Here is a 15937-nt window from a genome sequence, read left to right on the forward strand (position 1 = left end):
TTTGTGATTCTCTGTTGTAGTTGGTCTACCAGAACTTGAGGTTCTGCTTGACCGCTTCTCGCTTGAGTTCCTGAATGTGTTCGGTCAGCGGGATGTCCTTCGGACAGACGTTGGTACAGGAGAACTGGGTCTGGCACCGCCAGACGCCGTGTTCTTGGTCCATCACGTTCAGCCGATGCTCCTTCATGTTCTCGCCTTCCCGCTCGTCCATGGCGAACCGGTAGGCCTTGTTGATGGCCGCCGGACCGAGGTACTGGTTGTCCCCGGCCGCGATGTTACACGACGACATGCAGGCACCGCACCAGATGCACCGCGTGGACATCTTGATTTTCTCGCGGTTGTCCCGAGTCTGGCGGTACTCTTCGAGGTCACCGCCGGACTCCTCTTCCGGTTGGAAGAAGGGTTCGACCGCGTGCATCTGGTCATAGAAGTGTTCCATGTCCACCACGAGGTCCTTCACCACGTCCTGATGGGGCAGGGGTTCGACCCGAACCGGGTTGTCGAGGTCCGAAATCTGGGTCTGACAGCCGAGGCGCTGTCGGCCGTTGATGAACAGCGCGTCGGAGCCACAGACCGCCTGCCGACAGGAGTGACGGAAGGTCAGCGTCGTGTCGAAGTGGTCTCGGGCGTAGATGAGCGCGTCGAGGACCGTCATCCCCTTCTCGCGGGGGACGTAGAAGTCGTCGAAGCGCGGTTCCATCTTGCCTTCGACCTCCGGGTCGTACCGGAACACCTTGAGGAGAACCGCGTCCTCGTCGGGTTCGGCGGGTTGGGCCGCCGCCTGCTCGCGCCGTTGGCGCGTGGCGTCGCGCTCGGCCCGCCGTCGGTCGCCCGGCGACTCTTGGGGTTCGACCGAGGTTTCGGTCTCTTGGGTCTCGGGGTCGGTCTGTTCTTGCTCTTCGGGTACTTGCGTGCTCATGAGTTACATCACTCCGGACATGACGAGTGCGAGGTAGGTGCCCTGTGCCGCCAGCGCGAGGCCCGCGATGGCGAGGATACCCTTCACGGCGGTCTTCTTGCCGCCGGTCAGGCCCTGATTCAGCAGGGCGGCGTAGACGCCGTTGACGCCGTGGAAGGTCGCGGTCAGGAGGAACAGCACCATCGTCAGCAGGTAGCCCCACTGCTCCATCCGGGCGCTGGTCCCGGCGAAGGTGACCTCCGAGGCGTGGTTGACGAAGTGCAGGAGGAAGAAGTGGAACGCCAGCACCACGACGAGGAAGGCCGCCGTTATTCGCTGGAGGAACCACGAGAGGCTTCCGCTCTGGAACGACGAGTAGCGCTCGGCCATCTCAGAACGCCCCCTCCAAGAACGTCGGAACACTTGCCAGTACGATGACGCCCGTGACGACCAGCGATGCGTAGAAGCTCTTGTCCTGTTGCTCGAGTCCGAGTCCGAGGTCCACGAACAGCAGACGGACCCCGTTCAGGATGTGGAAGACGGCGACTGCCAGCAGACCGACTTCCATGACGCGGACGACGAGCAGGCTTTCAAGCCCCTGAATCGTGTCGGTGTACGCGGTCGCACCGGTCGTTGCGGTACTCAGCACGGCGATGTGGGTGAACAGGTAGCCGATGAGTACCCACCCGGTGAACTTGTGAAGTATCCAGGCCCACATCCCGGCCGTGAACTCCCGCCACCGGCCGAAATCTTCGATGAGGCCTCGATTGTACGATTGACTCATACTTGTCCGTTCGGGGAGTTGGACTGTGGGCAAATAGAAGTTTCTACCTACTTCCGGACTCGAAGCCGATGGCCGCGTTCGATTTCCGAACAGACATCTCGGCTCGCCGTCAGTCGAACCCCTCCGCCGCCCGTTCGTACTCGGCGAAGGTCGATTCCGCCCAGTCGAGGACCTCCTCGGCGTCGGTTTCGATGAGCGCCCGCGGGATTCCGTCGTCGTCCTCGACGCCGACGTGGACCGTCTCGTCGTAGAGGCCGAGGAAGTACGGAATCGTCCCGTCGTACACCGAAATATCGACGCGCCCGGTATCGACCATCTCCCTGATTTTCTCGGCGTAGTGGGGCTTGGCCCGCAACTGCTCGGCCACGTCCGGTTGGACCACGACGTGTTGGCGTTGGTCGTCCTCGACCGCAGACGCTCGCCCGGCCTCCAGTTGATTCAGGCCGACCGCGGGCAAAAGCGCCCGAAACGTCTCGGCCTGCGAGGCCACGTCGGCGTGGCGGTTCGCCGGCGCGTAGGGGTCGCTCGGCGTCGAGACGATGACCTCGGCGTCCGCGAGACACCCGAAATCGAGGGCGAACTCCTCGACCGGAAGCCACTCCAAGGCGGGTCTGAGGCGTTTCATCGTCTCGACGCGCTCCTCGAAGCGCCGGTACTCCGCGGTCGCGAGTCGGCCGAAGGTGGTCGGGCGATACTCGCCCGCCGAGTGGGTCACGAGGCCCCGCGATTCGAGTTCCCGAATACTTCTATCGACTGTCGAGCGCGAGCAATCGAGGTCCTCGACCAGTTCGCGCTTGTCTTTCCCGGACTCTCGGACTGATTCGAGCGCGTCGATACGCTGTTCGAGGACGTCCAATAGCGGTTTACGAGCGATATTCGAACACATGTGGCCACCGAGTAGAGAATGTCAATAGGATACAAAATATACGTACTGGAGCCAATCGGGGCGCTCGTCTCCGGAATTAATCAGTGTACCTCGCTCTGGCATTTCCCGGCGTGGATTTTGTACTATGGCGCAGAGTGAGTAGAGAGTACTGGCTTCTTCGCGCAAACTCTCGTCTCTTTATCGGCTCTCGGGGACCGCCGGGGGTGGCGTCGGCGTCTCGACCGATTCGCTCTGGGCGCGTTCCCGCTTGAGGGCCTTCCGGGTGTTGGCGGAGAGTTCGACCATGTGACACAGGGGGTTGCCGGGATAGACGACCGGATTCTCCAGCACGCCGACCAGCAGGCCGGTGAAGGGTGCTTCGACCGGTTCGCGGTCGGTCTTGAAGGGGTTGGTAATCGTACAGATGGTGTCGCCCTCGTAGACCAGCGACCCGCGCTCGTGGTGCATGTCTACCAGTCCGCCGGCGTCGGCCCGAATCCACGTCTTCTCCTTATCGTCGTCGATGATGGTGCGCCAGCCGGGCCACTTCACCGCGTCGGTGCGGTGGACGCTGTACTCGGCGAGGACGCTCGCGACGCCCTCCAGTCCGCGGTCGATGAACTCGCGCTGGAAGCGGTGGGCCTCGCCCATCTCGATGGTGATGGTCGGGATGCCGTAGTCGGTGGCCTCCCGGCGCAGGGTTCCCGAGGGACCCTCCGAGGAGATAACGACGTTCGACCCGAACGCCTTGGCGAGGCGGGCGACCTCGGGGTTAGCCATGTCGGCCCGGACGTGGAGCATGTTGGTTCGCCCGCGGGTCGAGGTGTGGAAGTCCAGACCGAGGTCGCAGGGCGCGATGAAGTTCCGGAATATCTGGTGGGCCATTCGCTTGGCGCTGGTGGACCCTGCTCGGCCGGGGAACGAGCGATTCAGGTCCCGGTCGTAGATGGGGAGATACCGCTCTTGGGCGAGAAAGCCGGGGACGTTCAGGACGGGCATGCAGACCAGCGTGCCACAGAGGTCCTCGTGGTTCCACTCGTGGGCCACCTCGCGGACGACCTCGATGCCGTTGAGTTCGTCGCCGTGGGCCGCCGCCGAGAGGAACACCTTCGGGCCGGGTTCGGCCCCGTTGACGATGGTGACGGGGATGCGAACCGGGTCGCCCAGATACGTCTCGCTGATACCGTAGCGGACGTTCTGGGTCTCGCCCGGCTCGACGATGCCGCCGTTGTAGGTAAACGCCTCCGGGTCCGCGTCCGCATCCGAACCGGTCATACCTCTCACTCGGACTCCGGCGTATATAAAGGCGGGGAGACACGACGGGCGAGACCTTACTTTCGTTCTGGCGGAGTTCGATATTCCCCTTTTTAAGGGATGCCGTACAATATTCAGATACCAATGACTGCAGATGGTTCTACCGTGAAGGTGGGTGTGCTGAGTCTCCACAACAGCAAAGAAACGAAAGCGATTCTGAACGCGGTCGAGGACCTCGGTCACGAACCGTTCTGGCTCCGCGAGGAGAACACGGCGGTCCGCCTCTCGGACGGCGAAGTCGTCCTCGAACCCGAGGTGGACATCGTGGCGAATCGACTCCTGCTGTCGAACACCGAACAGCCCTCGGAGGCGGTCGGACTGGCGAAGATATACGACAGCGTTCTGCCGGTGCTGAACGACCCGAACTCCGTGATGACGGCGATTCACAAGTTCTCGACTGCGACCGCGCTGGCCGACGCCGACATCCCGGTGCCCGACGCCCTGCTGGCGCTGTCGAACGACCGCCTCAACGACGGCCGGGACGACTTCGGCGAGGAGGCCGTCTACAAGACCGCCATCGGGACCCACGGCGGCGGGACGTGGAAGGTCGGCCCCGACGAACTCGTCAATCCCCGCGTCGGCGACCGACAGGCGTTCCTGCAGGAACTCATCGAGCGCGACGAGGGCGAACACCGCGACCTGCGGGTCTACGTCGTCGGCGACCGCATCATCGGCGCGATGAACCGCTACGCGCCGGACAACGACTGGCGGACCAACGTCGCGCTCGGCGGTGCCGTCGAGGACGCGACCGAAAATCTCCCCCGAGAAGTGGCGAACATCGCCCGCGACGCCGCCGAGGTCATCGGTCTCGACTACGCCGGCGTGGACCTCATCGAGGGCCACGACGGGTGGTACGTCCTCGAAGTCAACCCGACCGCGGGCTTCAAGGGCCTGTTCAAGGCGACCGGCCGGAGCGCCGCGCCCTACATCGCCCAACTCGCCATCGAGCGCGGCGGCGGCACCGTGGACGAGGCCAAGGTCGATGACCTGACGGCCTCGCTGGACGACTCGGTGCCCGCCTGCAAGCCGATGCCCAAGGACATCGGGTCGGGCGAACCCATCGTGGTCGGCTACACCGAGGAGGTCATCCTGAGCGGCACCAGCGGGTCCGAGACGGTCATCGCCAAGTCCGACACCGGCGCGACCCGGACCAGCATCGACACCAAACTCGCGGCCGAAATCGGTGCCGGTCCCATCAAGAGCATCGCCAAGGTCAAGTCCGGGTCGAGCAAGTCGAGTCGCTCCCGGCCGGTCGTGGACGTGGTGGTCGGCGTCGGTGGGAACCGCCACACCGTGACCGCCAGCGTCGAGGACCGCGGGCACATGGATTATCCGGTCCTACTGGGCCGCGACATCCTGAAGCACTATCAGGTCAACGTTCAGAAGCGCGTGGACCAAGAGGAGGAGAGCGAGGAGGAAGAAGAAGAACACACCGAGGAGTAACTACGAGACTCTGAAACGCCCTTTGAATTTCTTTTAGAAATAATATTATATTATAAACAAATAATATCATTGCCCACGCTCGAACGGGTCGGTCCCCGGAGTTTTATCTCGGAGACTGTGGTACTGGATGGCATGTCAGAACGCGGGGCCAGACAGACCAAGCCAGCGACCAGTCGGCGGCGACAGTCGTGGTCCGGGTGGGGCGAGGCCCGCGTGGACGAGAAGGACAGAATCGGCGTCTTCTTGGACGACGTGACCTACGCCTTCGCCGACGTGTCGGTCCTGAGCATCCCGATTCTGTTCCACCTGCTGACCGTGGCGACGAACTCGTGGTTCGGCCTCAAGTTCGGGGCGCTGGTCGCGTGGCTGACGATGGTCCTCGGCGCGGCGGTCTTTCGAGGCGGCTGGATAACCCCGCTGGCCACCGACGAACCCGGCTGGGTGGCGATGACGCCATGGTTGGTGGTCCTCCGACTCGGTTACTACAACGGTGCGCTGGCGCTGGCGGCCTACGGCGGCCGCGCCCTGAGCGAGGCCGTCTCGCCCGCCGCGTCGGTCGGGTTCGCGCTGGTGGTCGGCGCGCTCGCAGTCGGGGTGTTTCCGCGGATTGCGGACGGGTTCTACGAGGACGTGGCGAGGTGAGGGGATTCGGTAGTGTTCGGACCCGATGTTACGGGTTCGAGTAGGAAGAACGAGGTTTCGAAAGCCCTCGCGCGGTTCGCCCTTTCAATCCGCCGAGGAGGTCGGGTTATCACCCGAGCGCAATCAGGTGGTGAGTGCCAACAGAAGTCCTACCCGAGAAAGTCCAAAACCTCGTCGGCGACCGCATCGGGGGCCAGCGCGTGGGCCAGATGCCCCCGGCCGTCGAGTCGCCGGACCTCGCTGTCGGCGATTCGGTCGGCCAACTCGTCGGCGGTCTCCCGGAGGTGGGCCGGACTCTCGGACCCCCAGAGGACCAACGTCTCGGCCCCGAGTTTCGGGGTTTCCGGCGGGCGGTACATCATCACGGCGTCTAGCTCCCGGCGGGTCGCGTCCGCGAACCCGACTCGCTGGTCCCACATCGGCATGTTGGCTATCATCGGTTCCGGAAGCCCCAGACCCTCCCGGAGGAACCACTTCAGCGCGGCCTCGTCGCTGTCCTCGCTGGCCTGCGCGGTCAACTGGGCGGCCATCTCGGTGTGGGCCTCGCGGTGGGGTTCGAGAAGGACCGGCGGTTCGTGCAGAATCAGTTCCGCCACCGCGTCGGTCCGCCGGGCGGCCTCCAGCGCGCAGACCCCGCCGAAGGAGTGGCCCCAGAGCGCGACCTGCTCGTCGTCGCTCGCTTCCTTCGCGGCCTCGATGACCGCCAGCACGTCCTCGACTTCCCGGTCGAAGACGTAGCCGTCGGCGTCACCGCTGGCTCCTCGGCCCCTGCGGTCCATGGCGAACAACTCGAAGTCGTCTTCCAGTAGCGGCCGAATCGGTTGCCACGTACTTTTGAAGTCGTTGCTCCCGTGGACGAGGACCAGCGGTCTGCCCTCGCCGTAGCGTTCGTAGGCGATTTCCACGCCGTCGGCGGATTCGAGCGAGTCCATCGGTTGCGTTCGCTTTCGGCCCGGCGATAAAACTCCTTGCTGAATCGAGGCCGTAGCCTGATTAGCCAGTAGTCCCTACCCCGTCCCGATGACCGACGAAGCCATCGCAGAACTTCGGGCGGACCCGGACCTCGGGCCGCTTGTCGCCGAGTACGGCCCGCTGACCATCGAACCGACAGACGACTTCTACCGGCGGTTCGTCGTCTCCATCCTGCGCCAGCAGGTGTCGATGGCGTCGGCGTCTGCGACTCGGGAACGCCTGTTCGACCGAGTGGAACCGACGCCCGAGACCATGCTGGCGGCCGACCCGCAGGTCCTCCGGGACGCCGGCCTCTCGCGCCAGAAGACCGAGTACGTCCGGAACGTCGCCGAGGCGTTCGTCGAGGAGGGCTACTCGCTCGACTACTTCGCCGGAGTTCCCGACGAGGAGGTCGTCGCGGAACTCACCGCAATCAAGGGCGTCGGGACGTGGACCGCCAAGATGCAACTGATGTTCTCGCTCGGCAGGCCCGACGTGTTTCCGGTCGGTGACCTCGGCATCCGGAAGGGCATCGAGAAGGTCTTGGACGCCGAGATGACCCGGACCGAGATGGTCGAGGCCGCCGAGCGGTGGGCACCGTATCGAAGCTACGCCAGCCTCTACCTCTGGCGGGCGGACGAGGACATCACCGAGAGCGTCGGCGAAGTGACCGGATTGTAGCGGGGCGGGCGGAGAACAGAAACGATAGCAAGGGGACTGAGGCGGCTTCAGAGAGACCGAGAGCCGAAACGCGCCGGGGACCGACCGGGGCGAGCGTCAGCGGAGTTTCAGACGACGTTCTCCTCGCGGGCGGCGAGGTCGAGGTACTCCGAGATGGGCTTCTCGTCGTCCTCGGCGAGGGTCACGTAGCCCTCCTCGGGGTCGAACGTGACGGCGTCGGCTTCTTCGAGTCGGGGGAGTTGACTGTGGTAGAGGTCGGCGAGGACGCGCTCGTCGTCCACCGGGTCGCCGGCCTCGCTCTCCCACGAGGCGACTTGTTCGGCGAGTTCGTCGAGCGACACCGCACCGCCCTCCTCGCGGAGGTGGTAGAGGACGTACCGACGGCGGCGGTTCGAGAGGAGGTCGAGCGTGGCGTCGAGAGCCGGTGAGATGCCGCTGTTCCCTCCGGCGAAGCCGGCGGTCACGTCCGGGGCGTCCGTATTCATGGTGCAACTGCTACTGGATACTCCGGGACAAAAAGCACGGTACCTAAACGATTAGGTGCGGTGGTCTCACCCCGGCTCAAACGCCGTTTTTAGTCAGTAGAACGTCATGTAATGGCCGTCAGGGTCGCGCACTCGGCGGGCCTCGTCGGCGTTCTCCGCGACCACTGTGGCGTCCGAGGCCACTCGCTCGACAGCGCAGGCGTCCCCGCGAACTGCTTCGACTGCGGCGGCGGGGTCGTCGGCCTCGAAGCCAACGTCCACGTGGAGGCCGCCGCGGGCGTCGGCGATGCCGAGGTGTGGCTCCCAGAGTTCGAGGTCCACCGGGCCGGAGAGGCGGACGCGCTTTCGGTCGCCGCCGCGGTCCACTACCTCGAAACCGAGGGACTTGTAGAACGATTCTGCGCGCGAGAGGTCCTCGACCTCCAGCACGATTTCGAAGATGTCGGTGATTGCGCCGTCTCCACTGCCGCCGTCGTTCGGTTCGCCGCATCCGCCGATTTCGACGCAGTTCCCGTCGGGGTCGTAGAAGTATAGCGACTTCGACCCGCCGAAGTCGAACTCCGTGAGGTCGAACGACTCCGCGAGTCGGTCACGCCACTCGTCGTACCGGTCGGGTGGCGCAGAGAAGGCGTAGTGGGTGTGAACCCCGCCGCGGGGGACTCCACCGGGTTCTCGGAGGACGAGGAGGTCGCCCCCGGCGTCGAAGACGACTTCGCCGTCGTCCGCCCGGCGTACTGGCAGGTCGAGGTGGGTCGTGTAGAAGTCGCGTGCGCGGTCGAGGTACTTCGCTTCGAGAGCCAACCATCCCAGACCCGAGAGCATGGCTTCGAGGTACGCACGCCCGGCGCTTAAGTCACGGGGACGGTCCGGGAACCGCCCGCGACATCGTTCGCCCGTAGCAGTGGGGATTTTGAGGGTTCGGTCCCTACGAACCGATATGCCGCTGAAAAAGAGCCAACCTGCGACGGACTACGAGGAGATAGACCGGTGGGACGGGGGCGTCGGCTGGATTGCCCACCCGAACGAGACCATGCTCCGGGCGAGCCACGCCATCGAGACCGACGAGGGCGTCTGGGTCGTCGACCCGGTGGACGCCGAGGGCATCGACGACCTGTTCGCGGAGTTCGGCGACGTGGCCGGGGTGGTCGTCCTGCTGAACCGCCACTACCGGGACGCAGACGAAATCGCCCAGCGCCACGACGTGCCGGTGTACGTCCCCTCGTGGTTCGACCGGGTGGACGAGATGGAGGCCCCGCTCCGGCGGTTCGACACGACGCTTCCCGGCACCGACTTCCGGGTTCTGAACGTCTTCGACTCCTTCGGGTGGGAGGAGGCCGCCCTCTACGACGACGAGTCGGGAACCCTCGTGGTGGCCGAGAGCGTCGGCAACGCGCCGTACTTCACCACGCCGGGCGAGCGCCTCGGGGTCCACCCGATGATGCGCCTCACGCCGCCCTCGGTCCTGCGCGGCCTTCGGCCAGAGCGAGTGCTGGTCGGGCACGGACGCGGCGCACTGGACGACGCCGCCCGAGTCCTCGAGGACGCCCTCGGCGGGTCGCGCAGACGGACGCCCAAACTCTACGCCGAGAACCTGCGGATGCTGGTCCAGCGGTAGTCGCGGGTGGCGATTCGGCGACGCTCCGGACCGCCGGTCAGGCAGTATCGTTATACGCGAACGGGCCGAAAGGGGCGTGTGGTTTACGTAACGCGGGGACTGGTGGACGTGCTACTCGAACTCGCTGTCGAGGCCGACCCCGACGAGACCACGGTTTCGCTCGCGGTCACGCCGGCCGCGGAGTTCGAGGACTTGGACGACGTGCCACCCGATGCGTCGGTGTTCACCCACTTCTACCCGCCGGAGGCCGGCAAATCGATAACCGCCGTCTTCGGCGTTGACCTGTCGGTGCCCGCCGGCCAGACGCAGGGCCGGTTCATCTCTCATCCTCGCGGGAACCTCGAAGTGAACAAGACCGACGACCTCCACGAGGCCATCTTGGTCGCGGTGCCGCCGTGGGACGAGGCGTCGCTGGCGGCGTTCGACCGGTCGGGCCGGCGTCAGCCCTTGGACATCGTGGACGCCGAGCCGCCCGCCGAATCGCTGGCGTAGTCCCTTGTGACGTCACTCCGGCGCTGGCGACGCTACTCCAAGTAGCCGAGTTCCTGCAGTTGGCCCGTAATCTCCTCGAACTCGGCTTCGGTGAGTTCGCCCTCCTTCTGGTGCTGGATGACGATGCTCCGGAGCAGGAACCGCACGAGGTCGCTCGTGCTGGAGAAACTGGTCCCCTCGATTGTGTCGTCCACGCGGTCGGCGAGGTCCTTCGGAATCGAGACGGTGGTGTACTCGGTCATGCCAGCAACTGGGGCGGCGCGCGGGATAGATGTTGTCCTCCGCGAGGCGGGTTGTCCTCCGCGAGGCGGGTCCTCGCTTACGCTCGCTCCTCTCGCTCGAAGACGAGCGCGTAGTGGTACGGCGGGAGGTCCACCTCGCGCTTCGGCGTGAACGCTCCCACGTCGAGGACGGCCGATTCGGTCTCGTCGGGAGCCATCCGTAGGTCGGTCGGCGGGCCGCGCGGGCCGCCGGCAATCTCGGTCTCCTCGCGGGGTCGATTGCGCCAGTTGACGACCACGAACCGGCCGCCGGGTCCGAGCGCCTCGGATACTTCTCGGACGAACTCGGCTCTGTCGTCCACGCCGTGGAAGGCGTTTGCCACGAGCGCGACATCGACCGATTCCGGGAGGAGTCCGGCGAGGTCCCGAGCGTCGCCCCGAATCGGCTCGACGTTCTCGATTCGCTGGTGGTCTGCGAGCGCGGCGAGTTCGCCGAGGAACTCCTCGTCCAACTCGACCGCGTAGACCGTCGCCGGTTCGACGATTCGCGCCGCAGGGAGCGCGAAGTACCCGTTCCCGCACCCGACCTCGGCCACGCTGTCGCCCGGTTCGAGACCGAGTTTCCGAAGCGTCTCGCCGGGCGTCGGCCACAGTTTGCCCCACCAGTCCCAGTCCGGCAAGCCAGTATTTTGGAACTTGTCCATTACTGTCGGGTCGGGTCCTCGGGCGGAAAAGCGTTTTCCGTCCGAGTACGAAGGTGACAGCGAGTACTGCCTTCTATCGGATGCAGGAAATAAAAATCGTTCTTAGAAACAGAATAGTAATTCTTTAACTTGTATTTTGATAGTTTCTCGGACGGGAAGCTACATCCCCATGTCGTCGGCGGCGTCGGGCACCGGCAAGTCGTGGGGCGAGACGCCCAGCAGTTCCCCGGCGTGGTCCAGCGCCATGTCGAACCCGTAGTAGCGTTCGAGTTCGTCGCCGTCGGCGCTCGGCCGGACCTTCAGCATGGCGTAGCCCTCGATGTTCTGGGCGATTGCGGCGGTTGCGTGCTTGGTCGAGAATTCGAGGACGCGCTCCTCGTCGGTCTCGAAGTAGCGGGCGGTGATTCCGTCGTTTTCGGCCTCCTGCTCGGCGGGGTCCTCGTCGGTCATAACTGGCGGTTAGGAGCGGTGACAGTCGAAGGTACCGATTCGTCTCGATGTTCGGCGCGACGACCGCCCGGTTCCCGACCGCAGTAGATTTATGGATAACCGCGTGGCACCTCTGCCGGGGTTGAGCAACGATGCCAAAGCACATGGCCTGTCGAGAACACGGAATGGACTGCGACTTCGAGATCACCGACGAACACGAGGACGAGATGGTGGACTTCATCCAGATTCACGCCCGGTCCCAGCACGACATGAACGTCTCGGAGGACGAGGCCCGAGACATGATGGAGAACACCTGAGCGGGCCACCGAGGCGACCAATTTTTCTCGCGGCGAAGCGCAAGCGTCGTAGTCGCGGACACCGATTGCCCGACCATGACCAGATGGCTCCAGAGCGGGCGGCGGCGCGACATCTGCGCCCTGCTCTACGGCGAGGGACCGCTTCGCGGGCAGAGTCTCAAGACCCGCCTCGAAGACCACTACGACACCCATATCGACTCGAAATCCTTCTACGGGGCGGTCAAATCGCTCGAAGGCAAGGGCTTCGTGGAGAAACGCACCGAGGGGATTCACGACGCCTACGCGCTGACCGAGGCGGGCCAGAAGCGCGTCGAAGACCACTTCGAGTGGATGCGCCGAAAAATCGAATCGGGGACGGAGCGCGAGTCGGCGGACTCCTCCGGCGATGCACAGCCTTAACCACCGGTCGCTGAGTAGCCGGGGTCATGGGCCGAGGAGTCGCGTACGACGACTTCGAGCAGTACGTCCGCGATACCCTCGCGGAAGCGACCGGTTACACCTGCACGAAGCAGTACGAGGTCGGCAAGTCCGGCAACCGGTGGAAGGTCGATTGTGTCCTGTTGGGCGACCACGACCTTCGGAAGGGGTACGTCGAGGTCAAGGAGACCTCCCGGACCTCGAACCGGAGTACCTACATCAACCACATGCGGCGGGCCTACGCCGAGATGGGCGATTTCAGACAATTCGACGTGCCGAAAGCCGTCGTCGTGGCCGACAAGTGGAATACCGGGGGTACCGACTGGAACGCGATGCTTGACTCCATCGACTGTATGCTCGTAGACATCGACAACATCGAGCGATTCGTCGCCGAACTCGACGCCTGAAAAAGCCGAAAGCGAATAGAGAACGAAGACCAATCAGTCCAGCAGTTCGTTCGCAATCGTGTTCCGCAGGACCTCGCTGGTCCCCTCGTAAATCTCGTTGAGTTTCGAGTCTCGGTAGTACCGCTCGGCGGGGAAGTCCTTGGTGTAGCCGTAGCCGCCGTGAATCTGGACGCCCTCGTTTGCGACCTCGCGGGAGATTTCCGAGGCGTAGAGTTTGGCTTGGGCGGCCTGCTTGATGTAGTCCTCGCCGCGAATCTTCCGGTCGGCGGCGCGGTGCATCAGCATCTTGGCGGACTGAACCTTGGTGTCCATGTCGGCCAGTTTGTGCTGGATGGTCTGGAACTCCGAAATCGGCTGGTCGAACTGCTCGCGGTCTTGGGAGTACTCCAGCGCGTCTTCCAGCGCGGCGCGAGCGATACCGATGGACCGCGCGGCGATGGTGATGCGCCCGCCGTTCAGGGTCTTGAGAGCGTGGACGAACCCTCTGCCCTCCTCGCCCAGCAGGCGGTCCTCGGGGATGCGCATGTCGTCGAACCGGAGTTCGGCGGTCGGACAGCCCTTGTCGCCGAGTTTGTCCTCGGTGCCTTCGACGTAGAAGCCGTCGTCCTCCTCTGGCCGGACGACGAACGAGGAGATACCCTTGTTCCCGGCCTCGGGGTCGGTCTTGGCGAAGACGGTCACGGTGTCGGCCACCGAACCGTTGGAAATCCAGAGCTTACCGCCGTTGACGACGTACTCGTCGCCGTCCTTCTCGGCGGTGGTGTCCATCGCGGGCACGTCGGAGCCAGCGCCGGCCTCCGAGAGCGCGAACGCGCCGATGTCCTCGCCCTGATTCAGGGGCGTGAGGTACTCCTGCTTCTGGTCCTCGTCGCCGAACTCGTAGAGCATGTTGCCCGCGAGGCTGGTGTGGGCCGCGACGACGGTGCCCAGACCGCCCGACCCGCGGGAGATTTCTTCGAGACCGATGGCGTAGGAGTGGTAGTCGAGGCCCGCCCCGCCGTACTCCTCGGGGAAGGGCATCCCCATCAGGCCGAGGTCAGCCATCTCGTCCACGAGGTCCTCGGGGAACTCGTCTTCTTTGTCGATTTCGTCGGCGCGGGGTTTGATTTCTTCGTCGGTGAACTCCGCTACCATGTCGCGTATCTGCTTCTGCTCGGCGGAGAGACTGAAGTCCATGCCCAAATCTTGCGGGGGAGCGACCCTTTAGTTTTCCCTTCGGCGTCGGAGGGGGTGCTGTCGGGAGTCTACTGGCTCGGCATACTCTCGCTCAGAAGCTTCGGCCCGCCGACCAAAGTCTCGTCGGGGTAGTTCGGCTGACTACAGTAGCTTCTTCCGGATGTCGTCGGCCGTGACCGCGCCCTGAATCAGCCACGAGGCCGCGGGGTGCTTGGGCGCGACGCTGGCCGCCCCGAGGAGCAGGAAGGCTCGCTTGGGCTTGCCGTTCTTCAGCGCGAGGACGGCCTGAACGAGGAAAGATGCGACGTTGAGCTTGTTCTTTCGAACGTCTATCGGTTTCCCCGCCAGCACCTTCGCGGCGTCTTTCGGCGTCGGAATCATGTCCGAAACGTCGGTTCGGACGAGGGTAAGCGTTGGGCCGGGAATCGGTCGGTCTCTCCCGCGCGACGCTGGCGGTAAATTCTAAGATTTTTGCTCAAGCTTTTCAATCTCGGGTTCCTAGGTCCCACAAGTAAATGGATACGGAGCCGCCCACCGAGCGCCCAGCGGACGACGACATCGACTGGTGCTTCGATGCCGTCCAAGGCGTCTCTCGAACGTTCGCCATCACTATCGACGTGCTGGAGGAGCCGATGGCCTCCTACATCTGCGTCGGCTACCTCCTCTGCCGAGTCGCAGATACTGTCGAGGACGCCGGCCACATCCCGCCCGAGGAGCAAGCCGACCTCCTCCGGCAGTACGACCGGGCGCTCGACCCCGACGACCCGACCACCATCGAGGAGTTCCGGACCGAGGTCGAACCGTGGATTCCCGACGAATCAGACGACGACTGGGACGTCGTGGCCCAGTCGCCCCGCGTAGTCGCCACCTTCGAGTCGCTGGGCGCGGACGCCCAGTCGGCCATCTACCCGCCGGTGAGCGAACTGGTCTCCGGGATGGCCGAGTTCGTGGAGCGCTATCAGGACGACGGCGGCCTCCGAATCGGCACCATCGACGAACTGGAGGAGTACTGCTGGTACGCCGCCGGCACCGTCGGCGAACTCATCACGAATCTGGTCGCCCAAGACGTGGACGACCGGCGCGCCGAAGTCCTCCGGGCGAACGCGAGAGGATTCGCGCTTCTCCTCCAACTGGTCAACGTCGCCAAGGACGTGTCCGACGACTTCCGCGAGGAGAACAACGTCTACCTGCCGGCGACGTGGCTCCGGGAGCGCGGCGTCAGCCCCGCGAACGTCACGGCACCCGAGAACGAAACCGCGGTCGCTGGCGTCATCCGGCGCGTGACCCACCACGCTCGGGGCTACATGGACGACGCCCAGCGGTATCTGGAGGTCCTACCCGAATCGCAGGGCAACACCCTCGAAGCGTGGGCGATTCCCTTCCTGCTTGCGGTGGGCACCAGTCGGGAACTGCTGGAGCGCCCCGAGGACGTGGTGCAGGAGGGCGGCGTGAAAGTCTCGCGCTCGGAAGTGATGGGACTGATTCAGTTGTTCAAGTCGGGCGACGTCGAGCGCGAGAATATCGGCGAGTTGCGGTCGCAGTTGGAGGACGAACCGTTCTCGCCGACATAGCTCCCGGACGTGAGAGTGTTTCTTTACGCAACCATAACGTGTCTCTTAGACATCTATGTATTGCTTACCGCGTGATGTGCGTCGGTTCGACTGTGTATCGTCACCAACAGCCACACCGTTATCCGGCTAGCCATCCTACGACTGAGGATGGCAGATACGAAAGACGGTCGAGAGAAGAAAGCGAAGAATCAGGAACGACGCCAGCAGGAGCGCGAGATTGCGGAGGCGCGCAACCGTGCCGACGAGGCCGAACCGCCGGGCGAGGAGGCCGACGAAACCCAGCGACAAAACGAAGGCTCGGACGCACCGCGAGCGTGTCACCGTCGCGGTTGTGACGAACCGGCGGCGTTCTCGGTCCTCGAACGATATCAAGAGGAGACCGGCCACGGTGCGGTCGAAGCGGAGGCGTTCTTGTGTCGTGACCACACCGCCGAGGAGAGTCCCGCGAACCTCGATGCCGCCTACGAAGACTACGTGTTTCGAGTCGAGCAGATACGAACGACGAGTGAGACGGACACGTCGTGA

The 15937-nt window shown here is 64.4% G+C and carries 23 protein-coding genes; 10 read left to right on the forward strand and 13 right to left on the reverse strand.

What is annotated here, in order from left to right; genetic code table 11:
* Positions 1 to 25 precede the first annotated feature (25 nt).
* The 5 genes from P2T57_RS05600 to P2T57_RS05620 form a co-directional block, all read right to left on the reverse strand.
* Positions 26 to 919: a succinate dehydrogenase/fumarate reductase iron-sulfur subunit gene (locus tag P2T57_RS05600; RefSeq protein WP_276301501.1), complete on the reverse strand. Its 894-nt coding sequence runs from the start codon at positions 917 to 919 to the stop codon at positions 26 to 28.
* A gap of 3 nt (positions 920 to 922) precedes the next feature.
* Complete coding sequence (locus tag P2T57_RS05605) at positions 923 to 1288, reverse strand: succinate dehydrogenase/fumarate reductase transmembrane subunit (RefSeq protein ID WP_276301502.1); 366 nt, start codon at positions 1286 to 1288, stop codon at positions 923 to 925.
* Between the two features lies 1 nt (position 1289).
* Complete coding sequence (gene sdhC, locus P2T57_RS05610; protein ID WP_276301503.1) at positions 1290 to 1682, reverse strand: succinate dehydrogenase, cytochrome b556 subunit; 393 nt, start codon at positions 1680 to 1682, stop codon at positions 1290 to 1292.
* Between the two features lie 109 nt (positions 1683 to 1791).
* Positions 1792 to 2568: a helix-turn-helix transcriptional regulator gene (locus P2T57_RS05615; RefSeq protein ID WP_276301504.1), complete on the reverse strand. Its 777-nt coding sequence runs from the start codon at positions 2566 to 2568 to the stop codon at positions 1792 to 1794.
* Positions 2569 to 2745: 177 nt separating this feature from the next.
* Positions 2746 to 3822 carry a succinylglutamate desuccinylase/aspartoacylase family protein gene (locus P2T57_RS05620; protein ID WP_276301505.1) on the reverse strand — a complete coding sequence of 359 codons (1077 nt, stop codon included), beginning with the start codon at positions 3820 to 3822 and terminating at the stop codon, positions 2746 to 2748.
* A 123-nt stretch (positions 3823 to 3945) separates the two neighbouring features.
* Here P2T57_RS05620 and P2T57_RS05625 point away from each other — a divergent pair, with 123 nt between their 5' ends.
* Positions 3946 to 5304: an ATP-grasp domain-containing protein gene (locus P2T57_RS05625; protein ID WP_276301506.1), complete on the forward strand. Its 1359-nt coding sequence runs from the start codon at positions 3946 to 3948 to the stop codon at positions 5302 to 5304.
* 132 nt (positions 5305 to 5436) lie between these two features.
* The gene (locus P2T57_RS05630) at positions 5437 to 5946 is read left to right on the forward strand and encodes a DUF8215 family protein (protein WP_276301507.1); all 510 of its coding nucleotides are present in this window, start codon (positions 5437 to 5439) and stop codon (positions 5944 to 5946) included.
* A 149-nt stretch (positions 5947 to 6095) separates the two neighbouring features.
* Here the strand turns inward: P2T57_RS05630 and P2T57_RS05635 are convergent, their stop codons facing one another.
* A complete protein-coding gene (locus P2T57_RS05635; RefSeq protein WP_276301508.1) occupies positions 6096 to 6878 on the reverse strand; it encodes an alpha/beta fold hydrolase in 783 nt (260 codons plus the stop codon).
* An 88-nt stretch (positions 6879 to 6966) separates the two neighbouring features.
* Between P2T57_RS05635 and P2T57_RS05640 the strand changes: the two genes are divergently transcribed.
* Positions 6967 to 7578 (forward strand): DNA-3-methyladenine glycosylase family protein, encoded by a 612-nt coding sequence (locus P2T57_RS05640; RefSeq protein WP_276301509.1) that lies wholly within the window; start codon positions 6967 to 6969, stop codon positions 7576 to 7578.
* A gap of 107 nt (positions 7579 to 7685) precedes the next feature.
* On the opposite strand, the gene P2T57_RS05645 is transcribed toward P2T57_RS05640, so the two are convergent.
* Positions 7686 to 8063, reverse strand: a complete 378-nt coding sequence (locus tag P2T57_RS05645) for a DUF7344 domain-containing protein (protein WP_276301510.1) — start codon at positions 8061 to 8063, stop codon at positions 7686 to 7688.
* A gap of 93 nt (positions 8064 to 8156) precedes the next feature.
* Positions 8157 to 8885 (reverse strand): VOC family protein, encoded by a 729-nt coding sequence (locus P2T57_RS05650; protein WP_276301511.1) that lies wholly within the window; start codon positions 8883 to 8885, stop codon positions 8157 to 8159.
* A 115-nt stretch (positions 8886 to 9000) separates the two neighbouring features.
* Here P2T57_RS05650 and P2T57_RS05655 point away from each other — a divergent pair, with 115 nt between their 5' ends.
* Positions 9001 to 9678: an MBL fold metallo-hydrolase gene (locus P2T57_RS05655; RefSeq protein WP_276301512.1), complete on the forward strand. Its 678-nt coding sequence runs from the start codon at positions 9001 to 9003 to the stop codon at positions 9676 to 9678.
* A gap of 78 nt (positions 9679 to 9756) precedes the next feature.
* The gene (locus tag P2T57_RS05660; RefSeq protein WP_276301513.1) at positions 9757 to 10170 is read left to right on the forward strand and encodes a JAB/MPN domain protein-containing protein; all 414 of its coding nucleotides are present in this window, start codon (positions 9757 to 9759) and stop codon (positions 10168 to 10170) included.
* A gap of 32 nt (positions 10171 to 10202) precedes the next feature.
* On the opposite strand, the gene P2T57_RS05665 is transcribed toward P2T57_RS05660, so the two are convergent.
* The 3 genes from P2T57_RS05665 to P2T57_RS05675 form a co-directional block, all read right to left on the reverse strand.
* Entirely contained in the window at positions 10203 to 10412 is a 210-nt protein-coding gene (locus tag P2T57_RS05665) for a ribbon-helix-helix domain-containing protein (RefSeq protein WP_276301514.1), read from the reverse strand.
* A 77-nt stretch (positions 10413 to 10489) separates the two neighbouring features.
* A complete protein-coding gene (locus P2T57_RS05670; protein ID WP_276301515.1) occupies positions 10490 to 11095 on the reverse strand; it encodes a class I SAM-dependent methyltransferase in 606 nt (201 codons plus the stop codon).
* Between the two features lie 159 nt (positions 11096 to 11254).
* Positions 11255 to 11545 (reverse strand): DUF7111 family protein, encoded by a 291-nt coding sequence (locus P2T57_RS05675; RefSeq protein WP_276301516.1) that lies wholly within the window; start codon positions 11543 to 11545, stop codon positions 11255 to 11257.
* A gap of 131 nt (positions 11546 to 11676) precedes the next feature.
* On the opposite strand from P2T57_RS05675, the gene P2T57_RS05680 reads away from it, so the two are divergent.
* The 3 genes from P2T57_RS05680 (at position 11677) to P2T57_RS05690 (ending at position 12665) form a co-directional block, all read left to right on the forward strand.
* Positions 11677 to 11841, forward strand: coding sequence for a DUF1059 domain-containing protein (locus tag P2T57_RS05680; RefSeq protein WP_276301517.1), 165 nt, complete (start codon positions 11677 to 11679; stop codon positions 11839 to 11841).
* 75 nt (positions 11842 to 11916) lie between these two features.
* Positions 11917 to 12240 (forward strand): PadR family transcriptional regulator, encoded by a 324-nt coding sequence (locus P2T57_RS05685; protein ID WP_276301518.1) that lies wholly within the window; start codon positions 11917 to 11919, stop codon positions 12238 to 12240.
* 26 nt (positions 12241 to 12266) lie between these two features.
* On the forward strand, positions 12267 to 12665 hold the full coding sequence (locus P2T57_RS05690) for a hypothetical protein (protein ID WP_276301519.1): 399 nt from the start codon (positions 12267 to 12269) through the stop codon (positions 12663 to 12665).
* A gap of 33 nt (positions 12666 to 12698) precedes the next feature.
* Here P2T57_RS05690 and P2T57_RS05695 read toward each other — a convergent pair whose 3' ends face one another.
* A complete protein-coding gene (locus tag P2T57_RS05695) occupies positions 12699 to 13841 on the reverse strand; it encodes an acyl-CoA dehydrogenase (RefSeq protein WP_276301520.1) in 1143 nt (380 codons plus the stop codon).
* 141 nt (positions 13842 to 13982) lie between these two features.
* Entirely contained in the window at positions 13983 to 14222 is a 240-nt protein-coding gene (locus tag P2T57_RS05700; protein WP_276301521.1) for a hypothetical protein, read from the reverse strand.
* 134 nt (positions 14223 to 14356) lie between these two features.
* Between P2T57_RS05700 and P2T57_RS05705 the strand changes: the two genes are divergently transcribed.
* Both P2T57_RS05705 and P2T57_RS05710 read left to right on the forward strand, forming a co-directional pair.
* On the forward strand, positions 14357 to 15412 hold the full coding sequence (locus P2T57_RS05705) for a phytoene/squalene synthase family protein (protein WP_276301522.1): 1056 nt from the start codon (positions 14357 to 14359) through the stop codon (positions 15410 to 15412).
* A 147-nt stretch (positions 15413 to 15559) separates the two neighbouring features.
* Positions 15560 to 15937, forward strand: coding sequence for a hypothetical protein (locus P2T57_RS05710; RefSeq protein WP_276301523.1), 378 nt, complete (start codon positions 15560 to 15562; stop codon positions 15935 to 15937).

The organism is Halorussus lipolyticus, assembly GCF_029338375.1.
In the GTDB taxonomy this organism is placed as follows: Archaea; Halobacteriota; Halobacteria; order Halobacteriales; family Haladaptataceae; genus Halorussus; species Halorussus lipolyticus.

What these genes read in the sequence shown, in the direction of transcription:
- P2T57_RS05680 (WP_276301517.1), top strand. Translation starts at nt 11,677, where the DNA reads ATGCCAAAGCACATGGCCTGTCGAGAACACGGAATGGACTGCGACTTC.
- P2T57_RS05700 (WP_276301521.1), bottom strand. Translation starts at nt 14,222, where the DNA reads ATGATTCCGACGCCGAAAGACGCCGCGAAGGTGCTGGCGGGGAAACCG.
- P2T57_RS05670 (WP_276301515.1), bottom strand. Translation starts at nt 11,095, where the DNA reads ATGGACAAGTTCCAAAATACTGGCTTGCCGGACTGGGACTGGTGGGGC.
- sdhC (WP_276301503.1), bottom strand. Translation starts at nt 1,682, where the DNA reads ATGAGTCAATCGTACAATCGAGGCCTCATCGAAGATTTCGGCCGGTGG.
- P2T57_RS05630 (WP_276301507.1), top strand. Translation starts at nt 5,437, where the DNA reads ATGTCAGAACGCGGGGCCAGACAGACCAAGCCAGCGACCAGTCGGCGG.
- P2T57_RS05645 (WP_276301510.1), bottom strand. Translation starts at nt 8,063, where the DNA reads ATGAATACGGACGCCCCGGACGTGACCGCCGGCTTCGCCGGAGGGAAC.
- P2T57_RS05685 (WP_276301518.1), top strand. Translation starts at nt 11,917, where the DNA reads ATGACCAGATGGCTCCAGAGCGGGCGGCGGCGCGACATCTGCGCCCTG.
- P2T57_RS05640 (WP_276301509.1), top strand. Translation starts at nt 6,967, where the DNA reads ATGACCGACGAAGCCATCGCAGAACTTCGGGCGGACCCGGACCTCGGG.
- P2T57_RS05675 (WP_276301516.1), bottom strand. Translation starts at nt 11,545, where the DNA reads ATGACCGACGAGGACCCCGCCGAGCAGGAGGCCGAAAACGACGGAATC.
- P2T57_RS05620 (WP_276301505.1), bottom strand. Translation starts at nt 3,822, where the DNA reads ATGACCGGTTCGGATGCGGACGCGGACCCGGAGGCGTTTACCTACAAC.
- P2T57_RS05600 (WP_276301501.1), bottom strand. Translation starts at nt 919, where the DNA reads ATGAGCACGCAAGTACCCGAAGAGCAAGAACAGACCGACCCCGAGACC.
- P2T57_RS05655 (WP_276301512.1), top strand. Translation starts at nt 9,001, where the DNA reads ATGCCGCTGAAAAAGAGCCAACCTGCGACGGACTACGAGGAGATAGAC.
- P2T57_RS05690 (WP_276301519.1), top strand. Translation starts at nt 12,267, where the DNA reads ATGGGCCGAGGAGTCGCGTACGACGACTTCGAGCAGTACGTCCGCGAT.
- P2T57_RS05695 (WP_276301520.1), bottom strand. Translation starts at nt 13,841, where the DNA reads ATGGACTTCAGTCTCTCCGCCGAGCAGAAGCAGATACGCGACATGGTA.
- P2T57_RS05615 (WP_276301504.1), bottom strand. Translation starts at nt 2,568, where the DNA reads ATGTGTTCGAATATCGCTCGTAAACCGCTATTGGACGTCCTCGAACAG.
- P2T57_RS05625 (WP_276301506.1), top strand. Translation starts at nt 3,946, where the DNA reads ATGACTGCAGATGGTTCTACCGTGAAGGTGGGTGTGCTGAGTCTCCAC.
- P2T57_RS05665 (WP_276301514.1), bottom strand. Translation starts at nt 10,412, where the DNA reads ATGACCGAGTACACCACCGTCTCGATTCCGAAGGACCTCGCCGACCGC.
- P2T57_RS05650 (WP_276301511.1), bottom strand. Translation starts at nt 8,885, where the DNA reads ATGCTCTCGGGTCTGGGATGGTTGGCTCTCGAAGCGAAGTACCTCGAC.
- P2T57_RS05710 (WP_276301523.1), top strand. Translation starts at nt 15,560, where the DNA reads ATGGCAGATACGAAAGACGGTCGAGAGAAGAAAGCGAAGAATCAGGAA.
- P2T57_RS05605 (WP_276301502.1), bottom strand. Translation starts at nt 1,288, where the DNA reads ATGGCCGAGCGCTACTCGTCGTTCCAGAGCGGAAGCCTCTCGTGGTTC.
- P2T57_RS05705 (WP_276301522.1), top strand. Translation starts at nt 14,357, where the DNA reads ATGGATACGGAGCCGCCCACCGAGCGCCCAGCGGACGACGACATCGAC.
- P2T57_RS05635 (WP_276301508.1), bottom strand. Translation starts at nt 6,878, where the DNA reads ATGGACTCGCTCGAATCCGCCGACGGCGTGGAAATCGCCTACGAACGC.